This is a genomic window from Streptomyces sp. AgN23 (assembly GCF_001598115.1).
In the GTDB taxonomy this organism is placed as follows: Bacteria; Actinomycetota; Actinomycetes; order Streptomycetales; family Streptomycetaceae; genus Streptomyces; species Streptomyces antimycoticus.
In genome coordinates this window covers 3,163,575-3,181,682 of record NZ_CP007153.1, presented here as the reverse complement: position 1 = coordinate 3,181,682, position 18,108 = coordinate 3,163,575, and the positions used below count along the sequence as shown (strand labels likewise).

The following is an 18,108-nucleotide window of genomic DNA, read 5'->3' as shown; positions in this document are numbered from 1 at the left end:
AAACCACCCTCCGGAACGCTCATCGGAGCACCCCGCTGCACGTTTCATTAGTTGTCAATAGCCCGCCATCCAAAGGCCATGGAGGAGTGTGAAGTTCCGGGCTCTTTACTCACCGGTAAGTCATAGGCTCGTCATCATGCGCCGAGCAAAAATCGTCTGTACTTTGGGACCCGCCACCGACTCGTACGAGCAGATCAAGGCACTCATCGAAGCCGGAATGGATGTGGCCCGCCTCAACCTCAGCCACGGCACCTATGCCGAGCACGAGGAGCGTTATCGGCGAGTGCGCAAAGCCTCGCTGGAAACCGGCCGCAGCGTTGGCATCCTCGCCGACCTTCAAGGCCCGAAGATTCGGCTCGGCCGCTTCCATGAAGGACCCGTACTCCTCGAACGCGGAGACGAGTTCACGATCACCGTCGAACCCATCGAGGGCGACCGGTTCCGCTGCGGCACCACCTACGAGGGGCTGGCCGGCGACGTCAGCAAGGGTGAGCGGATCCTCGTCGACGACGGCCGGGTCACCCTCGAGGTCGTCGACATCGACGGACCCCGGGTGCACACCATCTGCATCGAGGGCGGCATGATCTCCGACCACAAGGGGCTCAACCTCCCCGGTGTGGCCGTCTCCGTCCCCGCGCTGTCCAAGAAGGACATCGAGGACCTGCGCTGGGCGCTGCGCACCGGCGCCGACGTCATCGCCCTCTCCTTCGTCCGCAACGGCAACGACGTCGTGGACGTCCACCGGGTGATGGACGAGGAGGACCGCCGGCTCCCCGTCATCGCCAAGGTCGAGAAGCCGCAGGCGGTCGAGAACCTCGAGAGCATCGTCGACGCCTTCGACGGCATCATGGTCGCCCGCGGCGACCTCGGCGTGGAGATGCCGCTGGAGCAGGTGCCGATGGTCCAGAAGCGCGCGATCAAGCTGGCCAAGCGGAACGCCAAGCCGGTGATCGTCGCGACCCAGATGCTCGACTCGATGATCGAGAACTCCCGCCCCACCCGCGCCGAGGCGTCCGACGTCGCCAACGCGATCATCGACGGCACGGACGCGGTGATGCTCTCCGGCGAGACCAGCGTCGGCAAATACCCGATCGTCACGGTCAAGACGATGGGTCGCATCGTCGAGGCCGCCGAGGAAGACATCCTCGCCAAGGGCCTCCCCCCGCTCACCGAGCGCAACAAGCCCCGCACCCAGGGCGGCGCGGTGGCCCGCGCGGCGGCCGAGATGGGCGACTTCCTCGGCGCGAAGTTCCTCGTCGCCTTCACCCAGTCCGGCGACACCGTCCGCCGCCTCTCCCGCTACCGCTCCCCGATCCCCCTCCTGGCCTTCACCCCGGAACCGGGCACCCGCTCCCAGCTCAACCTGACCTGGGGCGTCGAAACCTTCCTCGGCCCGATGGTCAACTCCACGGACGAGATGGTGGCCCAGGTCGACGAGGAACTGCTGCGCCTGGGCCGCTGCCGCAAGGGCGACCTCGTCATCATCACCGCCGGCTCCCCGCCCGGCGTCTCCGGCTCCACCAACCTCGTGCGCGTCCACCACATCGGCGCGGACGACCTGAGGTAGCCGACCCTCGCTCCCCGGGGCCGAAGTGCTGGGCTCAGTACTTCGGCCCGACGTGCTTGTCCATGAGGGAGACGGAGGCCCGGCGGGCGACGGAGATGGTGAACGGCTCGCTCCGGCGCGCGAGCGTGGTCCACTCGACGCCGACCTTGGTGAGGGTCTCGGAGCAGAGCTTGCGGATGTCGTCGGACTTGTTGGTGAAGAGGTACCGGGGGTATTCGTAGCGCTTCGGCTTCCCGGCGACGATGCGGGTGGTCCAGTTGGTGATCCGACAGCCGTCCGAGTGGAACAGTCCACAGATGAAGTGCCAAGGGTGGCTGTCCACGATCCGCTGCTGCCAGGCATCGAGGGCGATGGTGCGGTGGTGCTTCTTTCCGGGACCGTGCTGGGGAAGCAGGCAGGGCCAGTGTTTGCTGTAGCCGGTCACCGCGACGCACCCCTGTCGCTGGACGCGGTAGACCCGGTTGTACGGGCGTACCGCGCGCATCGCTGCCGCGCAGGCGTCGATGAGGCCCGGCCAGGCATCCGCGCATGCGATGCGCAGGAAGTACGAGCCGTTCGGCAGGCGGCTGACGCAGCCGTCGCCGAGATAGAGCCCGAGCAGATACGCGTAGGCGCAGGTGTCCTCTGGCGGTCGGGGCTCGGGGGCACATCTTGAGCAGAGGGCCACGGTGGAGGCGGGTTCCGGACGGACCTGCCATTCGCGGATGGCGGACCGTGATATCCCGGTCTGCTTGCTCACGGAATTCAGACTTCGGCCCTGGCGGACGAGCGCGAGTGTGCGCTCACGCGTTTCGAGGTCGTACACGAATGCGAGCCTGGCCGTAAGGCGGTCATCGTGCGAGCGCTCGAAGCATTGTTCACTTCATCGAGTGAAGAAGACCCATTCCCTTGCGACCTTGGAATCGAAGGAAAAGTGCCCCGGGTCGGACTCGAACCGACACTGTATGGGTTTTGAATCCATTGCCTGCTGCCAATTGGGCTACCGGGGCTTGCAGTTTCGAAGGTCACCAATGACCCGCTGCGCGTCCACCTTACCGCAGCTAGGTAGGCTCGTGGTGCCCACCTGCCAGGAAAACGAGGAGCACAGTGAGCACCGCTGACGCCCCCGACGCGCAGTCGCACGTCCCACCGCTGACGACCCGCGTCGTCATCGCCGAGGACGAGGCGCTCATCCGCCTCGACCTGAAGGAGATGCTCGAGGAGGAGGGGTACTCCGTCGTCGGCGAGGCGGGCGATGGTGAGACGGCTGTCGCGCTTGCCCAGGAGCACCGCCCCGACCTCGTCATCCTCGATGTGAAGATGCCGGTTCTCGACGGCATCTCCGCCGCCGAGCGGATCGCGGCCGACCGTATCGCCCCCGTCCTGATGCTGACCGCCTTCTCCCAGCGCGAGCTGGTCGAGCGGGCCCGGGACGCGGGGGCGATGGCGTATCTGGTGAAGCCGTTCAGCAAGAGCGATGTGGTACCGGCCATCGAGATGGCCGTCTCCCGCTTCACCGAGCTGAAGACCCTGGAGCAGGAGGTCGCCGATCTCTCCCAGCGGCTGGAGACCCGCAAGCTGGTCGACCGGGCCAAGAGCATTCTGCAGACGCAGTACGGGCTGACCGAGCCCGCCGCCTTCCGCTGGATCCAGAAGACCTCGATGGACCGCCGGCTGTCGATGCAGCAGGTCGCCGAGGCCGTCATCGAGGACGCGGCGGAGAAGAAGGCCAAGGAGCAATAGGGGACGAGCGGAAGGGGCCCGTAGTGCCGAACGCGTCGGCGGTACGGGCCCCTCACCGTGTCTGTCAGTCCTCAGCCCTCAGTCCTCGCCGAGGTACGCCTTCCGCACCGACTCGTCGTGCAGCAGCGCATCCCCCGTCCCCGACAGCACGATCTTGCCGATCTCCATCACATGGCCCTCGTCGGCCAGTGACAGGGCCGCCTGGGCGTTCTGTTCGACCAGCAGGATCGTCGTGCCCTGGGACTTGAGCTCGGCGATGGTGTGCATGATCTTCTGCATCATGATCGGCGAGAGGCCCATCGAGGGCTCGTCGAGCATCAGGAGCTTGGGGCGGGACATCAGCGCCCGTCCCATCGCGAGCATCTGCTGCTCACCGCCGGAGAGGGTGCCGGCCGCCTGGGCGCGGCGTTCGCCGAGGATGGGGAAGAGCTCGTACGCGTGGCGGATGTCGGCGGCTATGCCGTCCGCGTCCTTCCGGAGAAACGCTCCGAGCTGGAGGTTCTCGGCGATCGACAGCCGCGGGAAGATATGCCGGCCCTCGGGCGAGTGGGCCAGCCCCAGCGCGACGATCTTGTGCGCGGGGACACCCTTCAGCGGTTGGCCGTCGAAGCGGATCTCCCCGCCGAGGGGTTCGAGCAGGCCGGACAGGGTGCGCAGGGTGGTGGTCTTGCCCGCGCCGTTGGTACCGATGAGGGTGACGACCTGGCCGGCCTCGACGCTGAACGAGATGCCCTTGACGGCCTCGATCTTGCCGTAGGCGACCCGCAGGTCCTCGACCTCGAGCAGTGCGGTCACTGTCCGTCCTCCGTACGTGCTGTGGTGCCCCGCTGGGTCTCGTCCTGCGGGGCGCCGGTCGTGGCGCCGGTGGTGGCTCCGGCCTCCGCGGCCTCGACCTCGGCGGCCTCCTCCGCGCCGGGTGCGCCTTCGAAGGGGGTGCCGAGGTAGGCCGCGATGACGCGCTCATCGCTCTGGACGATCTCGGAGGTGCCCTCGACGAGCTTCTGGCCCTGGACGAGCACGGCGACCCGGTCGCAGAGGTTGAAGATGAAGCGCATGTCGTGCTCGATGACGAGTACGGCGGTGCCCAGGTCCCGGATGGCGAAGACCAGTTCCTCGGTGGCGCGGGTCTCCTGGGGGTTCATTCCGGCGGTGGGCTCGTCGAGGAGCAGCAGTCCGGGGTCGCTGGCGAGGGCGCGTGCGATCTCCAGCTTGCGCTGTTCGCCGTAGGGGAGGTTGCGGGAGAGGTGGTCGGCCTTGTCGGCGAGGCCGGTGAACTCCAGGAGTTCCATGGCGCGGGCCTTGGAGGCGGCCTCGGCGCGTTTGAAGCCGGGGCCGCGCAGGAGGGCCGACCACAGGCCTTCCTTGGTGCGGGTGTGGCGGCCGACGAGGACGTTTTCGAGGACCGTCATGTTGGCGAAGAGCCGGATGTTCTGGAAGGTGCGGGCGATGCCGGCCTGGGTGACGAGGTGGGGCTTGGGCGGCAGGACGGTGCCCTGGTAGGCGACGCTGCCCTCGGTGGGGACGTAGAGGCCGGTGAGGCAGTTGAAGAAGGTGGTCTTGCCCGCGCCGTTGGGGCCGATGAGGCCGACGATCTCGCCGGGGTGGACGTTGAGGTCGACGGACTGTACGGCCGTGAGTCCGCCGAAGCGCATGGTGACGCCGGTGGCGGTGAGTACGGGGGAGGTCGTGGTGGTGGTCATCTGTGTCATGCCTCCGCCTTGGTGACGCCGACGGCACCGTCCTTGAGTCCGGTCGCGCCGGGGACGTCGAGCTGGCCGGTCTCGTGGTATTCGAGCTGCTGCCGCCGGTTGGGGACGATCCCTTCGGGGCGGAAGCGCATCAGCAGGATGAGCGCGATACCGAAGGCGAGGAGCTGGTAGTCCTGGAGGAATTCCAGCTTCTTGGGGATCAGGTAGAGCAGGGTGGCGCCGAGCAGGGGGCCGCCGATGGTGCCCATGCCGCCGAGGATGACGGCGGCGACCAGGAAGGTGGAGTTGGGCGGGACGGGGCCGGCGAAGACGTACTGCTCGGGGACGACGGTGGACTGGAAGTGGGCCCAGACGGCGCCGGCGACTCCGGCGAGGGTGGCGCCGAGCGCGAAGGCGACCAGCTTGACCCGGAATCCGTTGATGCCCATGGCGGTGGCGGCGGTCTCGTCCTCGCGGATGGCGACCCAGGCGCGGCCGATGCGGGAGTTGCCCGCGCGGCTGAAGATCAGCACGACGAGGATGGTGACCAGCAGCATCAGCAGGTAGTAGTTGCCGTTGGAGTCGAGGCTGAGGCCGGCGATGTTGTGGTCGTCGTTGAAGTTGAACCCGAAGATCTCCAGCGGCGGGATGTTGGGGATGCCGTCGGGGCCGTTGGTGACGGAGGGTCCTGAGGTGCCGTCGAGGTTCAGCATGGCGAGACGGAAGATCTCTCCGAAGCCGAGGGTGACGATGGCGAGGTAGTCGCCGCGCAGCCGCAGGGTGGGGGCGCCGATGACCACGCCGAAGATCAGCGAGACCACACCGCCGGTGATGACGGCGGCCCAGAACGGGAACCTGACGTCGATGGTCGAGGCGGTGGACCCGGAGACCAGGGCGGCCGTGTAGGCGCCGACGCCGAGGAAGGCGACGTATCCGAGGTCGAGGAGGCCGGCGAGGCCGACGACGATGTTCAGGCCGAGGGCGACGGTCGCGAAGATCGCGATGTTGACGCCGAGTTCGGTGAAGCTGGACTTGTCCTGGAAGAAGGGGAAGACGATCGCGGTGATCAGCGCCGCGACCAGGGTGGTGGAGCGGTAGGCGCTGGTGAGCTCGCTGATCCGGTGGACGAGCCCGGCCTTGACGAGGGCGACGGCGGCGAACGCGACGGCGATGAGGTAGCCGATGAACGGCTCGGGGTGGTCGGCGTCGGTCTGGATGCCGTAGTTGACCACGTAGAGGCCGAGGGCGAAGACACCCGCGATGATCAGGATGTCGGCCCAGGAGGGCAGCTCCTTGGGGCGGCACAGGGGGCGGGTGTCGTCCGGGAGCAGGAAGGTGGTGGCCACGGGGACGGCGGTCACCACCGCGGCGATCCAGCCGCCGGGCTCGAGGTTGACCAGCCCGTCCAGGTCCACGGCGATGGAGATGACGGTGAACCAGGTGACGGCGAAGGTGCCGAGGGCCAGCATCCGCAGGGCCCCGGTGGAGCCGCTGGGGGTGAGCCAGCGCAGGCCCTTCAGGTCGAGGGCGGCCAGCGCGAAGACGGCGGTGGCGATGCCGAGGACGAGGGTGAGGAGCTGCAGTCCGCCCGGGTAGCCGTAGACGGTCAGGTCGCCGGGGAATTCGGCGGTCCAGGTCCAGGCGAGGAAGGTGGAGACGACGGCGGCGGCGCCGCCGGCCGCGGTGAGGGCGCGGAGCAGGGTGGTGCGCGACGCGGTGGCGCCGGCCTCGGCCTCGTTCACGGGGGTGGGCTGGGTCTTGTCGGTGGTCATCGGTTCACTCCCTCACGCCCGGTCCGCGACGCGTTCGCCGAGCAGGCCCTGTGGCCTGACCAGCAGGACGACGATGAGCAGGGTGAAGGCCCATACGTCCTTCCAGGCGCCGCCGCCGAGTTGGTCCATCCCGGGGATGTCCTGGATGTACTTGATGGCCAGGGCCTCGACGATGCCGAGGACGACGCCGCCGAGCATGGCGCCGTAGATGTTGCCGATGCCGCCGAGCACGGCGGCGGTGAACGCCTTGAGGCCGGCGATGAAGCCCATCTCGAAGTTGATCTGGCCGTACTTGAGCCCGTGGGAGAGGGCGGCGACGGCGGCGAACGCACCGCCGATGGCGAAGGCCATCACGATGATGCGGTCGGTGTTGATGCCCATGAGCTTGGCGGTGTCGGGGTCCTGGGCGGTGGCCTGCATGGCGCGGCCGGCGCGGCTCTTGGAGACGAACAGCCCGAGGGCGAGCATGCACACCGGTGCGGCTATGAGGAGGAAGGCGTCGCCGCGCTGGATGTGGAGATTGCTGAAGATCTCGAACGAGGAGCCTTCGAACTGCGGGAAGCTGCGGGGCTTCTTGGCGTCGGGGTAGAAGGCCCAGACGGCCTGCTGCAGCGCGATGGACAGACCGATCGCGGTGATCAGGGGGGCGAGCCGGGGTCCGCCGCGCAGGGGCCGGTAGGCGAAGCGTTCCGCCGCGGTGGCGATGGCGACCGAGGCGATGACGCCGCCGATCAGCATGAGGGGCAGGGCGAGGGAGAGCGCGGTGCCGCTGGGCAGCCAGATGTAGATGGTGAGGGCCCCGAAGCCCCCGATCATGAAGATCTCGCCGTGGGCGAAGTTGATGAGCTGGACGATGCCGTAGACCATGGTGTACCCGATGGCGATCAAGCCGTAGAGGGCGCCAAGGGTCAGGCCATTGACCAGCGTTTGCGGCAGTTCGTGCACCGCAGGGCCTCCGATGAGCGTGTCGGATATGACGCCGCGCGAGGGCGATGGTGTACGCCCTCGCGCGGATTCGTTTCGTGGGTGTGCGGGATCGCCGCCGGGAGTCAGTCCTTGAAGGTCTCGCTCTTCACGGACTTCCAGGCGCCCTTGGTGACCTTGTAGACGGTCAGCTGCTTGTTGGTGGTGTCGCCGTACTGGTCGAAGGAGACCCTGCCGGTGACGCCGTCGAAGGAGACCTTGCCGAGCGCCTCGGTGACCTTGGCGCGGGCGTCGTCCGGGAGCTTGCCGTCGTTGTCCTCGACGACGGCCTTGACGGCCTGGATGATGGCCCAGCCGGCGTCGTAGGAGTAGCCGCCGTAGGCCGCGTACGGGTCCTTGTAGTGCTGCTCCCCGTAGTTCTTCACGAAGGTCTTGGCGGAGTCGAGCTGCTCGACCGGGTAGCCGACGGAGGTGGCGAGGTCACCGTCGTTGCTGGTGCCCGACGCCTTGATGAAGGCGGGGTCGTAGATGCCGTCGCCGCCCATGATCGGGACCTGCGCGCCGGCCTGCTTGACCTGGTCGGACAGCAGTCCGCCCTCGGGGTACTGACCGCCGAAGTAGACGGAGTCGGCGCCGGTGGACTTGACCTTGCTGGAGATGCCGGAGAAGTCGGTCTCCTTGACGGTCAGGTGGTCCCGGCCGACGACCTTGCCGCCGAGGCGCTTGAACTCCTCGGCGAAGATGGTGGCGAGGCCGTTGCCGTACGCCTGCTTGTCGTCGACGACGAACACCTTCCGCTTCTTCGCGTCCTTGTAGTAGTACTGCGCGGCGAAGCGGCCCTGGATGATGTCGGTGGTCGCGGTGCGGAAGTAGGTCTTGAACGGGCGCGACTTCTTGCCCGACGCCCAGTCGTCACCCTGGCTGAGGGCCGGGTTGGTGTTGGCGGGGGAGACCTGGGCGAGGTCGGCCCGGTCGAAGACGCCCTGCATGGACTGGGCGACGCCCGAGTTGAGCGGCCCGACGGCACCGAGGATGTCCTCGTCGTCGACCATCGAGGTCGCGTTCGCCTTGCCGGAGGAGGGCACGGCCTGGTCGTCGAAGGACTTGACCTTGAAGGTGACCCCGTCGACCTCGTTGTTCTTGTTGGCCACCTTGGCCGCGAGGTCGACGGAGTTCTTGATGCCCTGGCCGAGGGCGGACAGCGAGCCGGTGAGCGGGGCGTCGACACCGATAACCACGGTCGTCTTGCTGTCCTTGCCGCCACTGTCGTCTTTGTCGTCGCGCGACCCGCAGGCGCTGAGCGTGAGGGCGCCCGCGGTGATCGCGGTCGTGATGATGAGCAAGGAACGGTGTCGCACGAGGAATCCTTTCGCTGGCCCGGCACCCCGGGTCCATGGGGTGCCGTGTCCTCGCCGGATGAACCTGGAATGGCCGTGCGGGTGCGGCGTACACCCCACGGGGCCGTGACTGGCTGTGACTCTAAGCGCGGGGCGCGACCGGTGGCAGAGGTCCAGACGATGATGTGACTGTCTTGTTATGACGCGCGTCACCCCGGGATGTCCGTGTAGCGGAACGTAAGGGATGTATGGGGCGAATCTGATCCAACCATTAGGTCCGGATCCTGAGAAGATGCAGTTCCGCTAAGGAGTGCGGGGGACTGGTGAGCGATGCGCGAACGGCCGTGTGCGGGCGAGCGGGGAAAGATCGAGTTCAGGGGCGCGGTGAGTGGTGAAAATGCGATCTTATATTGCGTCAGTGTTACGGAGTGTTACGACTGCTGGTGTCGGTCCGGTGCCCCGGCGGGGTGCCGGACGGGCGCGGCTCAGGTGGGCGGGCGCCAGTTCTCGGAGCTGTGGGTGGCGCCGTTCGCGGCCGCGCAGCGGCGCTCGGCCAGACGTTTGATCAGCGCGTTGGCGGCCGGGGTGCCATGGCGCCGCCGCTTGGCGCGCGCGGCGTGGACGATGTCGTCGTAGATCTCGTACTGCTGGTTGGAGAGCCCCTTCTGCTCCCAGTCGAGCCCGGCCCAACGGCTGCCCGCAAGGTCCTGTTCGGCCCAGTAGGAGATGAGATCGGTGCACAGCCGTACGGGCGAAGGCGCCTGTGGTGTGGGGCTGTTGGGGCCGGGGCCGGACGCGGACGGGGAGCTGTCACCCGAGCCGCGAGAGTCGTCGGAGCCGCCGGAACCGGATCCGCCGCATCCGGTCAGTGTCACGGCGAGTACGAGAGCGCAGCCACAGGCGGTGGCGGGCCAGGGGCCCGCCCGGGTCGATGCCCCCATGGGGAGTCACGCTAGCCCCGGCCTCCCGGAGGGACAACGGCCATGACACCGGCCGTTACGCGAGGGCCGGACCGCCGGGGCGCCGGACGCCGCCCGGGGCCGGAAGCGGGGCACCGCACGCCGCCCGAGGCCGGACGCGCCGGGGCGCCGGACGCCGCCCCGGGGCGTCCGGCCCGCCGGGCGTCACGCTTCGCCGCGCTCCTTGTCCTCGGTGACCTCGGTGACCTCGGCGACCGCCTTGGCCTGGCCGGCCTCGCCGACCTCGCGCAGCAGGCAGGTGAGGCGGGCGGTGCACACCCGCCGGTTCTGCTCATCGCTGATGACGATCTCGTAGGTGGCGGTGGAGCGGCCCCGGTGGACGGGGGTGGCGACACCGGTGACCAGGCCGGAGCGCACTCCGCGGTGGTGGGTGCAGTTGAGGTCGACGCCGACCGCGATCCGCCCGCTGCCGCCGTGGAGCATCGAACCGACCGAACCGAGGGTCTCGGCCAGTACGGCGGAGGCCCCGCCGTGCAGCAGTCCGTACGGCTGGGTGTTGCCCTCCACGGGCATGGTGGCCACGACGCGGTCCGCGGAGGCTTCCAGGATCTGCACGCCCATGCGGGTGCCCAGGTGCCCTGCGGAGAACAGCGCGGGAAGGTCCACGCCGAGCGCCGCGTACTCGTCGATGACCTCCTGCGGGAACTTCACGCTGGTCTGTTCGCCCATCGGACCGGCTCCGTTCGATTGCTTGTGGTGGCCACCTTCTTACCAGGTGGCTGAGCAAACGCTTAGGCTGGGGGTGTCTGTTCCAGGCGGACCACCACCGACTTGCTCGCCGGGGTGTTGCTGGTGTCGGCGGTGGCGTCCAGCGGGACCAGGACGTTGGTCTCCGGGTAGTACGAGGCGGCGCAGCCGCGCGCGGTCGGGTAGTGGATCACGCGGAAGCCGGTGGCGCGCCGCTCGGTGCCGTCCGTCCACTCGCTGACCAGGTCGGCGTAGCTCCCGTCGGCAAACCCGAGCTCCTGGGCGTCCTCGGGGTGCACCAGCACCACCCGGCGGCCGTTCTTGATGCCGCGGTAGCGGTCGTCCAGGCCGTAGATGGTGGTGTTGTACTGGTCGTGGGAGCGGAGGGTCTGCAGCAGCAGCCGGCCCTCGGGCGCCGTGGGGTACTCGACGGGGGCGGCGGTGAAGTTGGCCTTGCCGGTGGTGGTGGGGAAGCTGCGGCTGTCGCGCGGGGCATGCGGCAGGGCGAAACCGGAGGGGTCGCTCACCCGGGCGTTGAAGTCCTCGAAGCCGGGGATGACGGCGGCGATACGGTCGCGGATCCGCGCGTAGTCCTTCTCGAACTCCTCCCAGGGGGTGCGGCTTTCGGGGCCGAGCACCCGGCGGGCCAGCCGGCAGACGATGGCCGGTTCGGAGAGCAGGTGGGAGCTCGCGGGCTCCAGGCGCCCGCGGGAGGCGTGCACCATGCCCATGGAGTCCTCGACGGTGACGAACTGCGGGCCGCCGCCCTGCAGATCGGCCTCGGTGCGGCCGAGAGTGGGCAGGATCAGCGCCCGCGCCCCGGTGACCACATGGGAGCGGTTGAGCTTGGTGGAGACATGGACGGTCAGCCGCGCGGCGCGCATCGCGCCCTCGGTGACCTCGGTGTCGGGGGAGGCCGCCACGAAGTTGCCGCCCATGGCGAAGAAGACCTTCGCCTGGCCGTCGCGCAGGGCGCGGATGGCCCGTACGACGTCGAAGCCGTGCTCACGGGGCGGGGCGAAGCCGAACTCGCGCTCCAGGGCGTCGAGGAAGGCCGGGGCGGGGCGCTCGAAGATGCCCATGGTGCGGTCGCCCTGCACATTGCTGTGGCCGCGCACCGGGCAGACCCCGGCGCCGGGGCGGCCGACGTTGCCGCGCAGCAGCAGGAAGTTGACGACCTCCCGGATGGTGGGCACCGAGTGCTTGTGCTGGGTCAGGCCCATCGCCCAGCACACGATGGTGCGCTGGGAGTCCAGGACCATGCGCAGCGCGCTGTCGATGTCGGCGCGGTCGAGGCCGGTGGCGCGCAGCGTCTCGTCCCAGTCGGCGTCGCGGGCGGCCTTGGCGAACTCCTCGAAGCCATGGGTGTGCTCGCCGATGAACTCCTCGTCGGTGGCTCCCTCTGTCTCCAGGATGAGCTTGTTGAGGAGGCGGAAGAGGGCCTGGTCGCCGCCGAGCCGGATCTGCAGGAAGAGGTCGGTGAGCGCGGTGCCGCCGCCGGCGATGCCGCGTGCGTTCTGCGGGTTCTTGAACCGCTCCAGCCCGGCCTCGGGCAGCGGGTTGATGGAGATGATCTTCGCACCGCCGGCCTTGGCCTTCTCCAGGGCGGAGAGCATGCGCGGGTGGTTGGTGCCGGGGTTCTGCCCGGCCACGATGATCAGGTCGGCCTGGTAGAGGTCCTCGAGCAGCACACTGCCCTTACCGACGCCGAGGGTCTCGGTGAGTGCCGAGCCGGAGGACTCATGGCACATGTTGGAGCAGTCGGGCAGGTTGTTGGTGCCGAATTCGCGGGCGAAGAGCTGGTAGAGGAAGGCCGCCTCGTTGCTGGTGCGGCCCGAGGTGTAGAAGACCGCCTCGTCGGGGGAGTCGAGCGCGGTCAGCTCGTCGCCGATGATGTCGAAGGCCCGGTCCCAGGACACCGGCTCGTACCGCTCGGCGCCCTCGTCCAGATACATCGGCTGGGTGAGCCGGCCCTGCTGACCGAGCCAGTAGCCGCTGCGGGTGGCGAGGTCGGCCACCGGGTGGGCGGCGAAGAAGTCGGGGGTGACCCGGCGAAGGGTGGCCTCCTCGGCGACGGCCTTCGCCCCGTTCTCACAGAACTCGGCCGCATGGCGCTTGTCCGGCTCGGGCCAGGCGCAGCCGGGGCAGTCGAAGCCGTTCTTCTGGTTGACGCGCAGGAGGGTGAGCGCGGTGCGGCGCACCCCCATCTGCTGCTGGGCGATGCGCAGTGAATGCCGCACGGCCGGCAGCCCGGCGGCGGCATGTTGCGGGGGTGTGACCTCGGGCGCGTCCTGGATCGGATCGCCTGCGGGCGGCTTGGCTGCCATTGTCGCTCCCCTTGGGCTCGAGCGTTGCGGGACCTGTGCGTGGACCTGTGGGTCAAATCCTGTCACGGGCCCACGACAGCCGAGGCGGCGGCCCGGTCCGGCTGTGCGGGAGGCATTGTCGGTGGGCCGTGGCAGGATCGGGGGCGTGGCAGAGAAAGCATCGAAGAAGACCGCAGCGCCCGCGCCCGACCGCACGGGGGAGGACCGTCCCCGCCTGCTCCTGCTGGACGGGCATTCCCTGGCATACCGGGCGTTCTTCGCGCTGCCGGCGGAGAACTTCAACACGACCACCGGCCAGACCACCAACGCGATCTACGGCTTCATTTCGATGCTGGCGAACACGCTCCGTGATGAGCAGCCCACGCACCTCGCCGTGGCGTTCGACGTCTCGCGCAAGACCTGGCGCTCCGAGCAGTTCACGGAGTACAAGGCGAACCGCTCCAAGTCCCCCGACGAGTTCAAGGGCCAGGTCGAGCTGATCGGCGAGCTGCTCGACGCCATGAACATCACGCGCTTCGCGGTGGACGGCTTCGAGGCCGACGACGTGATCGCCACCCTCGCCACCCAGGCCGAGGAGCAGGGCTTCGACGTGCTGATCGTCACCGGCGACCGGGATTCGTTCCAGCTGGTCACCGACCATGTCACGGTGCTCTACCCCACCAAGGGCGTCTCCGAGCTGACCCGGTTCACCCCCGGGAAGGTGCACGAGAAGTACGGCCTCACCCCGGCCCAGTACCCCGACTTCGCGGCCCTGCGCGGCGACCCGTCGGACAACCTCCCCGGCATCCCGGGCGTCGGCGAGAAGACCGCGGCGAAGTGGATCAATCAGTTCGGCTCGTTCAAGGAGCTGGTGGAGCGGGTCGACGAGGTCAAGGGGAAGGTCGGCGAGAAGCTCCGCGACCACCTGGAGTCCGTCAAGCTCAACCGCCAGCTGACCGAGCTGGTGCGGGATGTGGAGCTGGCCGCCGGCCCCGAGGGGCTGGGGCGCACTCCGTACGACCGGGAGGCGCTCTCGGTGATCCTGGACGCGCTGGAGTTCCGCCACCAGAACTTCCGCGACCGGATCATGGCCGTCGACCCGGGCGCGGCGGCGGACGAGCCCGCGGCCGCGGAGCCGGGTATCGCCGTCGACGGCGTGGTGCTGGGCGCGGGCGAGCTCGCCCCCTGGCTGGAGAGCCACCGCGACGCCCCGCTGGGCCTGGCCACGGTCGACACCTGGGCGCTGGGCAGCGGCAGTGTCAGCGAGATCGCGCTGGCCACCGGCTCCGGCCCCGCCGCGTTCTTCGACCCCTCGCAGCTGGACGAGGCCGATGAGCGGGCGTTCGCCGGGTGGATCGCGGACCCGGACCGCCCCAAGGTGCTGCACAACGCCAAGGGCATCATGCGGGTCTTCGCCGAGCACGGCTGGTCCGTCGCGGGCGTCACCATGGACACCGCCCTCGCGGCCTATCTGGTCAAGCCCGGCCGCCGCTCCTTCGAGCTGGACGCCCTGTCGGTGGAGTACCTGGGCCGTGAGCTGTCCCCGGCGGTCGCCGCGGACGGCGGACAGCTGGCCTTCGGTGCCGATGACGAGGCCGAGCGGGACGCTCTGATGATCAAGGCGCGGACGATCCTGGACCTGGGCGAGGCGTTCGGCGGCCGGCTGAAGGACGTGGGCGCCGCCGGGCTGCTGCACGACATGGAGCTGCCCGTCTCCGAGCTGCTGGCCCGGATGGAGCGGTCGGGCATCGCCGCCGACCGCGGCTGGCTGGAGCGCATGGAGCAGCAGTTCGCGGCCGCCGTGCAGCACGCCGTGCAGGAGGCGCACGCCGCGGTGGGCCATGAGTTCAACCTCGGCTCGCCCAAGCAGCTCCAGGAGGTGCTCTTCGGCGAGCTGGGCCTGCCCAAGACCAAGAAGACCAAGACCGGATACACCACGGACGCCGACGCGCTGGCGTGGCTGGCCGCGCAGACCGACCACGAACTCCCGGTGATCATGCTGCGCCACCGGGAGCAGGCGCGGCTGCGTTCCACCGTCGAGGGCCTGATCAAGACCATCGCCCCCGGCGGCCGCATCCACACCTCCTTCAACCAGACCGTGGCGGCCACCGGCCGGCTCTCCTCCACCGACCCCAATCTGCAGAACATCCCGGTGCGCACGGACGAGGGCCGGGCGATCCGGCGCGGCTTCGTCGTCGGCGACGGCTTCGAGTCGCTGATGACCGCCGACTACAGCCAGATCGAGCTGCGCGTGATGGCCCATCTCTCCGAGGACGAGGGCCTGATCGAGGCGTTCACCTCCGGTGAGGACCTCCACACCACGGTCGCCTCCCAGGTCTTCTCCGTCGACAAGTCGGCGGTCGACCCGGAGATGCGCCGCAAGATCAAGGCCATGTCCTATGGGCTGGCGTACGGCCTTTCGGCGTTCGGCCTCTCCCAGCAGCTCGGCATCACCCCCGATGAGGCCCGCAAGCTGATGGAGAACTTCTTCGAGCGGTTCGGCGGAGTGCGCGACTATCTGCAGCGGGTCGTCGAGGAGGCACGCGCCACCGGCTATACGGAGACCATGCTCGGCCGCCGCCGCTATCTCCCGGACCTCACCAGCGACAACCGCCAGCGCCGCGAGATGGCCGAGCGGATGGCGCTCAACGCCCCGATCCAGGGCACCGCCGCCGATATCGTGAAGATCGCGATGCTCAAGGTGGACGCGGCGTTGACGAGGGCGGAACTCTCGTCGCGGATGCTGTTGCAGGTCCACGACGAAATCGTGCTGGAGATCGCGTCCGGTGAGCGGGAGCGGGTCGAGGAGCTGGTCCGCCGGGAGATGACGGGCGCCTTCAGCTTGAGCGCTCCGCTGGATGTATCGGTAGGATCCGGGTCGGACTGGGAATCGGCGGCTCACTGAGGGTTCCTCCGATGCGGTGTTTGCACCGGTAGCTGCGGACCATAAGTTGTCGTAGTGTCACCAGAGTTGACGCGCTGGGGGAGCGCACTGTGTTCGACGGGAGGGACACACGGATGGCACCGCTAATCGGCCGACGACTGCGCAAGGGGGCCGCCACGACAGCGGTGGCGGCGGCTGCGATGGCCGCCCTCACCGCGTCTCAGGCACCCGGCTTCGCCGACTCCGACCAGGGCGACCGGCACCGGGAGCAGCGGGCGGGGGAGGCACCGGCGCCCGAAGACACCCCCATCGACGGTGGTTCGTCGTACCACACCGATCTGCCACCGCTGGTCACCCCGGACAAGCCGGGCTCCTCGATCGATCTGCCCGGGCTCCCCGGGAGTGGCAACACCAAGCCCGAGGCGGGCATACCCGCCAGCGTGCTGGACGCCTACAAGAAGGCGGAGGCGGCCCTGAGGGAGTCCAACCCCGGCTGCAATCTGCCCTGGCAGCTGCTCGCCGCGATCGGCAAGGTCGAGTCCGGCCAGGCCCGCGGCGGCAATGTGGAGGCCGACGGCACCACCGTCTCCCCCATCCTCGGCCCGGTCCTCAATGGCGACGGCTTCGCCCTGATCAAGGACACCGACGGCGGTGCCTACGACGGCGACAGTACGCATGACCGCGCGGTCGGCCCGATGCAGTTCATCCCGTCCACCTGGGCCAACTGGGGGCGGGACGGCAATGGCGACGGCGAGAAGGACCCCAACAACGTCTATGACGCCGCCCTCGCCGCGGGCAACTACCTCTGCGCGAACGGCCGCGATCTGTCCGTCAAGGCCGATCTGGACCGCGCGATCCTCGGCTACAACCACTCGCAGGAGTATCTGAACACCGTCCTGTCGTGGTTCGAGTACTACAAGCGCGGCACCCACGAGGTCCCCGACGGCACCGGCGTGCTGCCCTCGGGGGACGGCTCCGGCGGCTCGGGCTCGGGCTCGGGCGACAAGGGCAAGGACTCGGACAAGGGCGGTGGAAACGGCAAGGCCCCCGGGAAGGGCCCGGAGAATGCCCACACCCTGCCCAAGCCCGACGACGAGACCGACACCTCCACCCCGACCCCTCCGGCCGGCGAGCACGGCGGGACCCCCGGCACAGGGACCCCGACCCCCAAGCCCCCGACCACTCCGCCGTCCACCCCGAGCGGCACCAGCAAGCTCACCACGGTCGGCGCGAAGGAGCTGTCCGCCATCGCGGGCACCGAGTTCGCCCAGTCGCCGCGCGTCAAGGCCGTGGACGCCGCGGGCAAGCCGGTGGCCGGTGCGCGGGTGAGGTACGAGATCCTCGGTGAGACCGACGCGCGCTTCCTCGGCCTCGTCAAGTCCGCCACCATGCTGACCGGCATCGACGGCACCGCCACCGCGCCGAAGCTGCTCGCGGGCGAGAAGACCGGCACCTTCACGGTGCGCGCCACCGCCGTGGAGCGGGAGGCGGCGCCGGTCGAGTTCGCCGCGGCCGTCAAGGCCCGTCCCGTACCGCAGGCCGATGCGCTGGCCCGCCTCGACGACAAGGAGCTCACGGCCCAGGCCGGCGCCTCCTTCGCCGACGCGCTCGCCGTCACGGCCACCAGCAAGGGCAAGGCCACGGCGGATGTGCCGGTGACCGCCACCATGATCACCTCGGCGAAGGACCCCGAGCTCAACGACAAGGGGCCCTACTTCCTGGACGACAAGGGCAAGCCGGTGCGCACCCTGACCGCCCTGAAGACCAACGCCCTCGGGCAGCTCACCCTGCCGAAGATCCTCACCGATGACCACGCGGGCACCTTCCTGCTCCGCCTCACCGCCGAAGGCGGCGCCGTCCTGGACATCGAGCTGACGGTCACCCAGGCCCAGGCCCCCGCCTCGTAAGCCGCCCGGCAGTCGAACACCGCCGCGGATCACGCGGTTCCTCGCGCCGCCCCTGAGCCCCCACCGGGCCAGGGGCGGCGCGACGCTTTTGCGCCTTCGTGTTCTCATCTGCGGCCCCCGTTGCTACGGTGCCCCACCTCTGACGAACCGTCAGGCAGCGCCTCGTACCGGACCACGAGGAGGCCCGTATGCGCGCCCTCGCCGCCGCCGCGATCGGACTCGCCGCCGCCCTCGCCATCGTCCTCACGATGACGGCCATCGGCGCGCCCAGCGGTAAGACCTCCCCGGAACCCCTGCTCACCACCGTCCCCAAGCACCCCTGAGGGAGGGACAT

Annotated in this window: 14 protein-coding genes and 1 tRNA gene; 5 read left to right on the top strand and 10 right to left on the bottom strand. The window is 69.2% G+C overall.

Annotation, left to right across the window (positions count from 1 at the left end; all coding sequences use genetic code 11):
- The first annotated feature begins 136 nt into the window (after positions 1-136).
- Positions 137-1,567: a pyruvate kinase gene (gene pyk, locus AS97_RS13935; protein ID WP_059144974.1), complete on the top strand. Its 1,431-nt coding sequence runs from the start codon at positions 137-139 to the stop codon at positions 1,565-1,567.
- A gap of 34 nt (positions 1,568-1,601) precedes the next feature.
- Here pyk and AS97_RS13930 read toward each other — a convergent pair whose 3' ends face one another.
- A complete protein-coding gene (locus AS97_RS13930) occupies positions 1,602-2,372 on the bottom strand; it encodes a transcriptional regulator (protein WP_210564978.1) in 771 nt (256 codons plus the stop codon).
- Between the two features lie 109 nt (positions 2,373-2,481).
- Positions 2,482-2,556 (bottom strand) — tRNA-Leu (locus tag AS97_RS13925).
- A 97-nt stretch (positions 2,557-2,653) separates the two neighbouring features.
- On the opposite strand from AS97_RS13925, the gene AS97_RS13920 reads away from it, so the two are divergent.
- Positions 2,654-3,289 carry a response regulator gene (locus tag AS97_RS13920; protein ID WP_059144972.1) on the top strand — a complete coding sequence of 212 codons (636 nt, stop codon included), beginning with the start codon at positions 2,654-2,656 and terminating at the stop codon, positions 3,287-3,289.
- 78 nt (positions 3,290-3,367) lie between these two features.
- Here AS97_RS13920 and AS97_RS13915 read toward each other — a convergent pair whose 3' ends face one another.
- From AS97_RS13915 to AS97_RS13880, 8 genes are all read right to left on the bottom strand, one after another.
- Positions 3,368-4,084: an ABC transporter ATP-binding protein gene (locus AS97_RS13915; protein WP_059144971.1), complete on the bottom strand. Its 717-nt coding sequence runs from the start codon at positions 4,082-4,084 to the stop codon at positions 3,368-3,370.
- On the bottom strand, positions 4,081-4,998 hold the full coding sequence (locus AS97_RS13910; RefSeq protein WP_086709927.1) for an ABC transporter ATP-binding protein: 918 nt from the start codon (positions 4,996-4,998) through the stop codon (positions 4,081-4,083). The genes AS97_RS13915 and AS97_RS13910 overlap by 4 nt, the downstream gene beginning before the upstream one ends.
- Positions 4,995-6,749 carry a branched-chain amino acid ABC transporter permease gene (locus AS97_RS13905; RefSeq protein ID WP_059144969.1) on the bottom strand — a complete coding sequence of 585 codons (1,755 nt, stop codon included), beginning with the start codon at positions 6,747-6,749 and terminating at the stop codon, positions 4,995-4,997. The genes AS97_RS13910 and AS97_RS13905 overlap by 4 nt, the downstream gene beginning before the upstream one ends.
- A 12-nt stretch (positions 6,750-6,761) precedes the next feature.
- A complete protein-coding gene (locus tag AS97_RS13900; RefSeq protein WP_059144968.1) occupies positions 6,762-7,694 on the bottom strand; it encodes a branched-chain amino acid ABC transporter permease in 933 nt (310 codons plus the stop codon).
- Between the two features lie 104 nt (positions 7,695-7,798).
- A complete protein-coding gene (locus AS97_RS13895) occupies positions 7,799-9,031 on the bottom strand; it encodes a branched-chain amino acid ABC transporter substrate-binding protein (RefSeq protein WP_059144967.1) in 1,233 nt (410 codons plus the stop codon).
- Between the two features lie 464 nt (positions 9,032-9,495).
- Complete coding sequence (locus AS97_RS13890; RefSeq protein WP_210564976.1) at positions 9,496-9,951, bottom strand: hypothetical protein; 456 nt, start codon at positions 9,949-9,951, stop codon at positions 9,496-9,498.
- Between the two features lie 183 nt (positions 9,952-10,134).
- Positions 10,135-10,659 carry a hotdog fold thioesterase gene (locus AS97_RS13885; protein WP_125759870.1) on the bottom strand — a complete coding sequence of 175 codons (525 nt, stop codon included), beginning with the start codon at positions 10,657-10,659 and terminating at the stop codon, positions 10,135-10,137.
- Positions 10,660-10,721: 62 nt separating this feature from the next.
- Positions 10,722-13,004, bottom strand: coding sequence for an FdhF/YdeP family oxidoreductase (locus AS97_RS13880; protein ID WP_059144964.1), 2,283 nt, complete (start codon positions 13,002-13,004; stop codon positions 10,722-10,724).
- A gap of 145 nt (positions 13,005-13,149) precedes the next feature.
- Here AS97_RS13880 and polA point away from each other — a divergent pair, with 145 nt between their 5' ends.
- The 3 genes from polA to AS97_RS13865 all read left to right on the top strand — a co-directional run bounded on the left by polA (position 13,150) and on the right by AS97_RS13865 (position 18,097).
- Positions 13,150-15,888, top strand: a complete 2,739-nt coding sequence (polA, locus tag AS97_RS13875) for a DNA polymerase I (RefSeq protein WP_059144963.1) — start codon at positions 13,150-13,152, stop codon at positions 15,886-15,888.
- Positions 15,889-16,001: 113 nt separating this feature from the next.
- A complete protein-coding gene (locus AS97_RS13870; protein ID WP_210564974.1) occupies positions 16,002-17,774 on the top strand; it encodes a lytic transglycosylase domain-containing protein in 1,773 nt (590 codons plus the stop codon).
- A 188-nt stretch (positions 17,775-17,962) separates the two neighbouring features.
- Positions 17,963-18,097, top strand: a complete 135-nt coding sequence (locus AS97_RS13865; protein WP_107119256.1) for an SPW_0924 family protein — start codon at positions 17,963-17,965, stop codon at positions 18,095-18,097.
- Positions 18,098-18,108: the final 11 nt, after the last annotated feature.